Genomic DNA, 9,668 nt, shown 5'->3' with positions numbered 1-9,668 from the left:
CATGGAACGCAATCTGCTCGTGATCGGGGCGACCGGTAAGACCGGTGGCCACACCGCGGAACTGCTGCTTCAGCGCGGTCACCACGTCCGCGCGCTCGTCCGTCGAGTCGATGAGCGCTCCGAGCGGCTTGCCGGCCTCGGGGCACAGATCGTGGAGGGCGACGTCCTCGACCTCAACTCCCTGGCGGAGGCGACGAAGGGGATCGACGCCCTGTACTTCACCTACCCGATCGTTCCCGGCCTGATGGACGCCACGGCGAACGTGGCCCTGGCGGCAGAGGAGAACGGGGTACAGGCGATCGTGAACATGTCGCAAATCTCCGCCCGCCGTGAATCCGCCAGCAACGCAGCACGCCAGCACTGGGTCGCCGAGCGTGTGCTGGAACACTTCCCGGCAGCCGTCACCCACATCCGTCCGACCTTCTTCGCCCAGTGGCTGATCAACATGTGGGACGGCAGTGGCGAGCTGCGGTTTCCTTTCGCCGACGGACGGCATGCCCCGATCGCTGCCAGTGATCAGGCAAGGGTGATCGCGGCCATCCTCGAGGACCCCGCCCCGCACGCCGGACAGATCTACCCGCTGCACGGGCCGGTGGAACTCAACCACTACGAGATCGCCGAGAAGATGTCGAAGGCGCTCAGCCGTCAGGTCACCTACATGCCCATCGACCTCGACGAGTTCGCCGCCATCCTGAAGAAGCGCGGCACATCGCCCCACATGATCCAGCACCTCCTCGCCGTCTCGGTCGACTACCGCAACGGCATCTTCGCCGGCACCAACGACCTCGTGAAGAAGATCGGCGGCACCGGCCCCCTCGATATCGAAAGCTTCGTCGCCCAGAACCGGGCGTTCTACGACTCACACACCGTCTAAAACCAGGAGAAAACAGTGAGTGTTTGGTTCATCACAGGATCGTCCCGTGGGTTCGGCCTGGAAATCACGCGCGCGGCGCTCGCGGCAGGACATCAGACGGTGGCCACCGCACGGAAGGCGGATGCCGTCCGCGAGCAGCTCCCCGACGCCGGCGATGCGCTGCTGGCCGTGCCGTTGGACGTGACCGACCCGCAGAGCATCCAGGCGGCCGTCGACGCGGCGGTGGAACGGTTCGGACGCATCGACGTCCTGGTCAACAACGCCGGAACCGGACTTCTCGCCGCCGTGGAGGAATCCGACGACGCCGCGGTGCGCGCCATATACGAGACCAACGTGTTCGGCCCGCTCGCCGTCCAACGCGCCGTACTGCCACTGCTGCGAGGCCAGCGCTCGGGGCACGTCATCAACATCAGCTCCATCGTGGGCTTCGCCACCGCCCCGGGCTGGGGCATCTACGCATCCACGAAGTTCGCCGTCGAAGGATTCACCGAGACCCTCAACGCTGAACTGGCGCCCCTGGGAGTGCACGTGACGCTCGTGGAACCAGGCTTCTTCCGCACCGACTTCCTGGACCCGGCCAGCCTGCACACCGGCACCGACGTCATCGACGACTACGCGGCCACGGTCGGCACGATGCGTCAGACCGCCGCTGGCCTCAACCACGCCCAGCCCGGAGACCCGAACAAGGCCGCCCGTGCCATCGTCGACCTCGCCGCTGCTCCCGAGCCGCCGCTGCGCCTACAGCTTGGGGCCGACACCCTCCAGGCGTTCGAAGCCAAGCTGGACAATTTCCGTGCCGAGATGGACGCCTGGCGGCACGTCGCCCTGTCCACCGACCACGACTAACGCCAACCAGGGTGCAGCCCACACTCCTTGACCCGGTCCGACGCCTTGCCGGAGGCTTCGGACTGGCCGTGAGGAAGAAGCCACCTTCCTCGGAAGGCAGCAGCCGTCACCACAGCACCAAGCCGTAGGCCCCCACTGGTTCAGCCACACCATCGCTGGCTCCCACCCACCGTCCGCCGTGGCCACCAGCAGCCGCCGCTCGGCCGCGTCCAGCCGGGACGCGGGCACCCACCGGCCCCCCGATCATCACCCTCGGCCGGGCCGCGTCCTCCACCAGCAGCGACCTGCACGTGGGTGAGTAAAATCCGCGCGAGCGGCCGTAGTCGAGCATCTCGCTTCAAGGTCGAGCTCGTCGCGATCAGTCCACCCGAGCAAATGTGAGTCAACCGGTACAGATATTGACAATTACTCCTTCAGGGCCAAGTCAGGGCCTGTTCCAGTGAGTGGATCAGGCCCTGACGGGTCTCCGGAAAAGCACGGCGCGTTCATACGGCCTGGACCTTTCCGGGCCGCAGAAGGCGCGCCCGAGTCAGCGAAGCATGTCAGCGCCGAAGTAGGGATAGCCCGAGGTGGAAAGACCTGCGGAGGAGGCTCCGAAGCTCACGGCGTTCTTGGTGGTCACACCGCGCAGGCTCCACACGGCGCCGTCACCATTCTCTGCCTCGACCCCGATGGACAGGTCCGCGTGGCAGCCATCGACCGCCAGAGCCGCAACGACGGCAACGAGGAGAACACCAAGTAGCAGGCTGTTCATCAGCCAGAGACGGGGCTACATCCAGGTCACGCGGCGGTCTGGTGAGGGGCCGACTGCCGCATCCCGGCAAACTCAGCACGATGGGGGCCGAAAGCCGGGGTGAGTGGTGGGCTGACGTGTGTCACCGACCGCCGTTGGCTCCGAGATGAAACCTCGTCAGTGCAAAGATGATCAGGAGGTCAAGGGTCATCACGGGGATGGACCACGCCGGATAGTACGGAACGAACATGAACTGGGTGATCAGGCTGATCCCAGCCCCGCGGCCCCAGCTCTGGTTCGTCAAGGCCCCCAGGCCAGCGATGACGAGCGCCACTCCGACCACAAGGTGAATCCAGCCCCAGGCGGTCAGGTCGAACCGGTAGGCGTACCGGGACACGGAGAACACGGTGTCGTGTGCGATACCTGATGCCCCCATGAGAATGCTGAGCGGCCCGCTGAGCATCAGCATGGCCCCGGCGAACAGGGACGCGCCGCTCAATGTTTCACTGCTGTCCGGCCCCCCGCGCTCTTGCCGTGCCTGGTTCGGCATCGCTGCCATGGCCGCTACCTTCCTGTACGGCGCGGTCACCGACGCACCATGCCCGTGCGAAGCCGGCCGCGTTCCCTAGTCAGGATCACCGCGATCCTTCGGCACCACGACTGCAATGAGCCGCCGGGGGGCGGGGACTCCTACCGCGCGGCTCGATGCTCGGCCTCGGCCCGGGCTGGCCAGGCGCAGCTCCCCTCATCACATCGCCGCCACGTTGAGCCATAAGCGTGCTCCTGTACGGCGTGTTCGTCGCCACGGCTGCGGTACTCAGCGGCCTCGTAGTTCTTCGCCGGCTCCGCCCCCGGCTTCTGACCGTGCCGTCGCCGAGGCCCGCCATGGCCTGCAAACAGCCCTGCCGACGAACATGCACCCGCATCTAATGCGCACACATTAGATGCACTTGCATTTCAAGTACGAGCATGTCAGCGTATCGGCATGAGCCCTTCCGCGCCATCGCGCATGTCCGCGTCCCAGCTCACCTGGAACGCACGGCAGTGGGCGATCCTCCTCCCCGTTTCGATCGTCGGGTTTCTCGACCCGCTGGACGTGAACATGCGGCGCTGCGGCACCCGGCGGGACCGTGATCCTCTACGGCGCGCTGAGCAGCGAGCCCACGACGCTGCCGGTGCTTCAGACGATCGGCAAGAGCCTGACCATCCGGGGATACAAGGTCTTCGATCTCACGACCGACGTGGAACGCCGCAAGGTCGCCGTCAACTGGATCGTCGACGGTGTCGCCCGCAAGGCCCTGCGTCCGGTCATCGACACCGTCTTCCCGCTGGAGGACATCGTCGGGGCCCACCGTCGTCTCGAGTCCGGATCCCAGGTCGGCAAGATCGTCGTGACCGTCCCCCGCTGACCCGGCACACCTCACGGGCGCCAAGAAGCGCGTCCATGCCCCCACAACGCAAGTGACTTGTCTTAGTTGACTCAGGGAGACGTCCACCCATGTGATACACCACCTTCGGTCGCAACAACGGCCTGCGCGTGTCCGGGTACGGCCTCGGCACCGCCAATTTCGGCGCCGGCTGGCGCGCAGGCAGCGGTTGGGGTTCCGGTGCCGAGCCCACCGAGGTCCGCAAGATCTTCGACCGGTTCGCCGAAGCCGGCTGCACGCTCATCGACACCGCCGAGAACTACCAGGCCGGCGAATCCAAGCAGCTGCTCGGCGAGTTCCTGGGCGTCGACCGGGACCACTTCGTGCTGGCGGGCAAGTACAGCATGAACGGCGCCGGACCTCAGACCGTCTCCCACACCGGCAACAGCCGCCGGCACATGGTGCAGGCCCACGAGACCCGCCTGCGCCGCCTGAACACCGATCACCTGGACATGTACTGGGTGCACACCCCTGACGGCGTGACCCCGATGGAGGAGATCCTGCGCGGCCTGGACGACCTGGTCAGTGCAGGAAAGATCCGCTATTTCGGGCTGCCGAATTTCCCGGCTTGGCGAGTGTCGCGCGCCGTCGCCATCGCCGAGCTGCGCGGCTGTTCCCCGGTCGCCGGTATCCAGGCCACCGTCCAGCGCCGCCCGGCCACTCGGACCAGTGCGGCCAGCGGCACCGTGCGAGGTGAGAAGCAGCGGTAGAAGGCGAATTCGCCGGTTCGCCGGTTGCGGCGGATCAGTAGCCACAGCGCGATGGAGGCCAGGGTGAAGGGGAGCGGGCGCACCCACTGGTTCCAGGTCGTGAATCGGTCGGCGATGGTCAGGGAGTACAGCCGGTCCGAGCAGTAGATGGTGGCCAGCAGTGTGAGGAACTCGGCCCAGTGCGGCATGGTCGGCTTGCGGAAGATGTGCTTCATGACCCTCTCCTCTCTCCTGTCTCAGCCGAAGTGGCGGATGCGGGCGGCGGTGGAGGGGGCGTAGGGCAGCCAGTTGCTGGTCGTGCCGGTGGCGACGAACTCGGCGACGGCGGTGGCGAATTCGCGGCCCAGCGCGCCCTGGGCGTCACGGGCTCCGACTCCGGCGAGGATGGGACTGCCGGGGTAGGCGTCGAAGGTGTTGAACAGGAAGGGCAGTTCGGCGCAGTGTGTGGCACCCAGGGCGTACGGGTCCTCGGCGGGGGCGTAGTCGAACTGGTAGACGTAGGTGGTGTTGCCGCCGGCCGCGTGGTGGTCGGCGACCTCCAGCGAGCCGTCGCGGAAGAGGCCGTCGGTGAGCACGGCGGTGAAGACCTGCGCCGGTGTCGCCTGCGGGCGGCGGGCGGCGTGCTGTTGGTAGACGTCTTGGGCGGCCTGCCGGCCGACCTGGGCGGTGAGCAGGTCCAAGGCGGTGTCGGTGGTGAGGCCCTGGATGTGCGGGTCGAAGGCGGTGAAGGCCGTCGCCTCGTCGCGGGTGGTGCCGATCAGGAGCGGCTTGCCCTCCAGGGCGCCGTCCGCGAGGGCCTGTTGCCGGGTGCGGGGCATGCCGGGGGCGCCGAGGACCGGGTACATCGGCGGGGCCGCGTTGCCCGGGGCGGCGAGCTGCGCCGAGAGCCGGCCGTAGGCGTCCAGCAGCTGCTCGGCCGGCAGGGCGCGCAGGGCCTTCGCAGTGTCCGTGCCGGCTGGGATGCCCAGCAGGCGCAGGTAGGCGGCGGCGTGCTCGGCGGCCTGGTGGGCATCCTGCGGGTTCAGGCCGAAGGGGCCGCTTTGCAGCAGCACCCGCGCGATGGATGCGTTCGTCGCGGGGTCCAGGGCGAGCATCAGGGAGGAGTAGGCCCCGGCGGACTGACCGCCGACGGTGACGGTCCGCGGATCGCCGCCGAAGGAGGCGACGTTGTCCTTGACCCAGCGCAGCACGACGGCCTGGTCCTGGGGGCCGAGGTTGGCGGCGCCGATCTCCGGAAGGTAGAGGTAACCCAGGGGGCCCACACGATAGTTGGCGGCAACGACCACGATGTCGCCCAGGGCGGCCAGACGGGCGCCGTCGTACCAGTCCCAGCCGCCGGAGCCGCTGGTGAAGCCACCCCCGTGCCACCACACCAGCACCGGCCGGGCCACGCCGTCAGCAAGCGCCCGGCGCGGAGCGAAGACGTTGACCGTCAGGCTGCCGTCCTCACTCCAGTCCGGCACCCGCGCCCCCTGCACCTTCTCCAGGCGGGAGGCCGCCTGCGGTACAGACGGTCCGGCCTGCGCCGCATCCTGCACGTCCGTCCAGCCCGGGTGCGGCTGCGGCGGCGCGAACCGCAACTCGCCCACCGGCGACGCGGCATACGGGATGCCCCGGAAGGAAACCGCCTCGCCCTCCACGATTCCCCTGACCTTGCCCCGGTCGGTGTCCACGACCATGTGCTCGATACCGGTCACCGTGCTCACCTGCTCTCTCTCGGTTGCTCTGAGATTTTTCTACGCAGGATCCAGAATCTGAGCCAGAAATACCCTTCTTTGTCGAGAATGTAAGACATAGAATCTGCTGTTATGGAGAAAGTGCGCCACCAGCTGAGCGAGACGGACAGTCGGATCGCGGCCGCGATGCTAGCCGCCCCACGCGCCTCGTGGCGTACGGTCGGCCGCGTTCTGGGTATCTCGGAGCGCACCGTGGTGCGGCGTGCGGCACCGCTGTTCGGTGACGGGACCCTGCGCGCCACGGCCGTACGCAACCCCGTGCACTTCCCCGACCTGATCCCGCTGGCCCTGCGCATCCGATGCAAGCCCAACCGGATCAGCGCCATCGCCGCCACCCTCGCCCGCCGCCCCGACTGCATCTGGGTGGACGTCCTCGGCGGCGGCGACGAGATCTGCACCATCCTGTTCCTGGACGGCCCGGACGCCCGCGACAACCTCCTGCTGCGCGACCTCCCCGCCACCCCCGCGGTCCAGTCCTGGACCTCACACGTCCTGCTACGGGTCTTCCCCGCCGCCTTCGACTGGAGCGGCGGCCTGCTGACCCAGGCCGAACTGGCCGCTCTACGGCCGGACATGCCCGCGCCACCCGACCGGCCGACCCTCCAGCCCGTCGACCACCAACTGATCACCGCCCTGATCGAGGACGGACGAGCCTCCTACACCGACCTCGCGCACCGCGCCGACACCACCCCCCTCACCGCCCGCCGCCGCCTGGAGGCACTGGTCGCCGGCCAGGTCCTCAGACTCGCCACCGAAGTCGACCTCGCCCGGCTGGGCATCCGCACCGAAGCCCTCCTGTGGCTCACCGTCGCCCCCGGCGGCCTGGAGGAAACCGGCCGACAGCTCAGCCGCCACCCCCAGGTCCGCTTCGCCTCCGCCGTTACCGGCTCCGCCAACCTCCTCGTGGCGGTCGCCGCAGCCGACCTCAACGCGCTCTACGGCTTCCTGAGCGAGACCATCGGCGCCCTCGAACGCGTCACCACCCTTGAGGTCACCCCCATCCTGACCGGGGTCAAGAGGACAGGCCTGGTCCGCGCCGGCAGCCTGTGAACCGGGCACGAGGGGCCGTTGGGCTACTGCACGACGCCGGCCTGGCGCCCGCCGAAATCGGCCGCCGCGACGCGCTTCAGCGCGGCCAGGTCGTCCGCTTGGCTACCGAGGCTGGCCTTGCCCTGCTCGACGTACACGCCGAGACCTCGACCTGAACGCCGTCTACGACTTGTTCGTTATTACGAAACGCGGGCACGGTGCGTAGTCAAGACGACCGCCGACTGTCGGCGGCCCCCCGCACCTCGATGATCGGCAGCAGCCGGCGTGGAGCGGGGCCAGACGGTGTGGGGATGTCAGCGAGGCGTTCCAAGAGCCGGTCCAGGGCAGCGTGACCGTCATCGACGGCGGCTTGTTCCTCGTCAGTCAGCGGGATGGCGGCCCGCATGTGCTGGAGGTTGTCCTTCGCCTCAAGGAGCTGGGCCTTGCTGGAGCGCACTCACCAACGTCAGGCGGATCGTCATCAGACCAACCTCCTCCCGGCCCGGCCCGGCGTTACGCCGTGACTCATGCGCTCCAGGATCCGTGAAGGCCCCCCGCCAACCATCCGCCAGGCGGCCGAAACCTCGCCCGCCGACATGCCGCCGCGACCCACCGCCCGGCCGCACCCGCCACGGACGGCCGCCGCGCCGTAACGTGTTACCCCGAGTAGGGGCCGTTGACGACGCGGCACTCATCCGAACACACCGCGGTGGGCCGCAAAGGGCCACCCTGCCGCGCGCCCGTCACCGGAACGAAGCTGCGGGGATGCCGCGGATGCGCGGAGGGGCGACATGGCAAAGGGGCCACGGGAATACCCGTGGCCCCTTGCTGCCTGGTGGCGGTTCGGTCAGGTGCAGAAGGAGTCGCTTCCCGGCGTCCTGACGCTCTTGGAGGTCCTGACCCGGGTGAGGAGGCTGCGCAGGGTGGTGAGCTCTTCGGGGGTGAAGTCGGCGAAGAGTTCCTGCTCCACGGCGGTGATGGCGTCCTGGGCCTTGGCCAGGGTGAGGCTGCCTTCGTCGGTGAGTGCCACGATGTGGCGGCGGCGGTCGGCCGGGTCGCGTCGGCGTTCGACGAGGTGGGTGTTCTCGAGGTCGTTGAGGATCCCGCACAGGATGCTGGGGTCCACCTCCAGGACCTCGGCCATGCCCTTCTGGCTCATGTGTCCCGACTCGCCCAGCAGGACCAGTGTCGCGCCTTGGCGTGGTGTCAGTCCGCACAGTTTGAAGGCGTGCTCCGTGCGGGCGTAGGCGATGGCGCCGTGCCGGGCGAGCAGAAAGCCGAGCCGGTCGAGGGGTTCGGCCTCGACGGTGCCGGTCAGGTCCGCAGTCATTGTCACCCCACTTACCTTGCCTCTCGGCAAACTATTACCCGAACATAATCGTCTATCGATGCCGATGATAGCAGGGGCTCAATGGTGCGGGTCCGGTCCGCGACGAGAGGCATGGCCAGCAGCCGGGGCCACGGAGACGGGCAATGGGGTGTGACCGGCGGTTTCGCCGCGCCGTCCCGGACCGCACCGCCTCGAACAGTCCACTCCCCGCCCGGCGACCGGAGCCGGCCGGCGATCCGCCGCCCGTCAGGCCGGCCGCGGCGGCCTCAAGGCCCCCTCGGGCCCGCAACTCTGCCGCAGCGTCTCACGACCCCGACCGCCGGTTGGGTGGGGCGGGCGTCAGCCGACAGCCTCCACGGATCCACGACATCCCGGCAGCTTCGTCCCGGCAAGCCGACAGCCTTCACGGGCCCAACGACATCCCCGCCGCCTTCGTTTCGATGAGTCGACAGTCACACCCGCTCATTCATTGACATGCCTCAACGATCTGTTAGCGTCAACGCATGACGTTGCTCAGCCGTACCGGCCACGAGCCCCGCGGCCTCGCACGTCGATCGTTCACCGCCCGCACCACACACCGGGCGAAGCAAGGAGACACCACCATGAAGAAGCTGACGACCCGCCTCGCCCTCGCCGCCGCCACCGTGACCATGACCGGCAGCACCCTCGTCGCCGTCACCGGCCCCGCCTCGGCAGCCACCCTGCCCGCGGCCCAGCACAACGCTCGCCCCACCACCGCCGTCGTCACCGTCCCCGCCGCGACCCCCGCCCAGGCCGCGGCCCAGGATCACGCGGCCAGCGTGGCCCAGCACGGCGGCCTCTCCCGCATCGGCAAGGGATGGTCCCTCTCGGACGGGCAGCGTGAATGGCACGGCGTGCGGGACGCTTCGGGCTACGCGTACTGGCGCTCCGACGACAACGGCCACCAGCTCCGCTACGACGGCCACCGCGTCTACCACCGCCACCACGGACAGTGGACCGCC

At 68.6% G+C, this 9,668-nt stretch carries 9 protein-coding genes and 2 pseudogenes; 6 read left to right on the top strand and 5 right to left on the bottom strand.

Going from position 1 to position 9,668, the window contains the following annotated elements; genetic code table 11:
* Together H305_RS0143030 and H305_RS0143025 are read left to right on the top strand one after the other, a co-directional pair.
* The coding region (locus tag H305_RS0143030; RefSeq protein WP_028805867.1) for an NAD(P)H-binding protein at positions 1–874 on the top strand (874 nt) is incomplete at its 5' end.
* 15 nt (positions 875–889) lie between these two features.
* Positions 890–1,720: an oxidoreductase gene (locus H305_RS0143025; protein WP_028805866.1), complete on the top strand. Its 831-nt coding sequence runs from the start codon at positions 890–892 to the stop codon at positions 1,718–1,720.
* Positions 1,721–2,249: 529 nt separating this feature from the next.
* Here H305_RS0143025 and H305_RS0143020 read toward each other — a convergent pair.
* Complete coding sequence (locus tag H305_RS0143020; RefSeq protein WP_028805865.1) at positions 2,250–2,474, bottom strand: hypothetical protein; 225 nt, start codon at positions 2,472–2,474, stop codon at positions 2,250–2,252.
* Between the two features lie 121 nt (positions 2,475–2,595).
* Positions 2,596–3,012, bottom strand: a complete 417-nt coding sequence (locus H305_RS48970) for a DUF7144 family membrane protein (protein WP_028805864.1) — start codon at positions 3,010–3,012, stop codon at positions 2,596–2,598.
* A 568-nt stretch (positions 3,013–3,580) separates the two neighbouring features.
* Between H305_RS48970 and H305_RS0143005 the strand changes: the two are divergent.
* Positions 3,581–3,862 (top strand): annotated as a pseudogene (locus tag H305_RS0143005) (zinc-binding dehydrogenase); the annotation flags it as partial.
* A 128-nt stretch (positions 3,863–3,990) separates the two neighbouring features.
* A pseudogene (locus tag H305_RS48965) lies at positions 3,991–4,470 on the top strand (aldo/keto reductase); the annotation flags it as partial.
* Positions 4,471–4,826: 356 nt separating this feature from the next.
* On the opposite strand, the gene H305_RS0142990 reads toward H305_RS48965, so the two are convergent.
* On the bottom strand, positions 4,827–6,296 hold the full coding sequence (locus H305_RS0142990) for a carboxylesterase/lipase family protein (protein ID WP_234021446.1): 1,470 nt from the start codon (positions 6,294–6,296) through the stop codon (positions 4,827–4,829).
* Positions 6,297–6,398: 102 nt separating this feature from the next.
* On the opposite strand from H305_RS0142990, the gene H305_RS0142985 reads away from it, so the two are divergent.
* On the top strand, positions 6,399–7,376 hold the full coding sequence (locus H305_RS0142985; RefSeq protein ID WP_028805861.1) for an Lrp/AsnC family transcriptional regulator: 978 nt from the start codon (positions 6,399–6,401) through the stop codon (positions 7,374–7,376).
* 205 nt (positions 7,377–7,581) lie between these two features.
* Here the strand turns inward: H305_RS0142985 and H305_RS0142975 are convergent, their stop codons facing one another.
* Both H305_RS0142975 and H305_RS48960 read right to left on the bottom strand, forming a co-directional pair.
* Positions 7,582–7,812: a hypothetical protein gene (locus H305_RS0142975; RefSeq protein WP_028805860.1), complete on the bottom strand. Its 231-nt coding sequence runs from the start codon at positions 7,810–7,812 to the stop codon at positions 7,582–7,584.
* A 390-nt stretch (positions 7,813–8,202) separates the two neighbouring features.
* Positions 8,203–8,685 carry a MarR family winged helix-turn-helix transcriptional regulator gene (locus H305_RS48960; protein ID WP_051371609.1) on the bottom strand — a complete coding sequence of 161 codons (483 nt, stop codon included), beginning with the start codon at positions 8,683–8,685 and terminating at the stop codon, positions 8,203–8,205.
* Between the two features lie 602 nt (positions 8,686–9,287).
* Here H305_RS48960 and H305_RS53820 point away from each other — a divergent pair.
* The coding region (locus H305_RS53820; protein ID WP_028805544.1) for a hypothetical protein at positions 9,288–9,668 on the top strand (381 nt) is incomplete at its 3' end.

The organism is Streptomyces sp. 142MFCol3.1 (assembly GCF_000424945.1).
Taxonomy (GTDB): domain Bacteria; phylum Actinomycetota; class Actinomycetes; order Streptomycetales; family Streptomycetaceae; genus Streptomyces; species Streptomyces siamensis.
The sequence above is the reverse complement of the archived record's forward strand: the minus strand, read 5'-3'. Positions and strand labels throughout refer to the sequence as shown.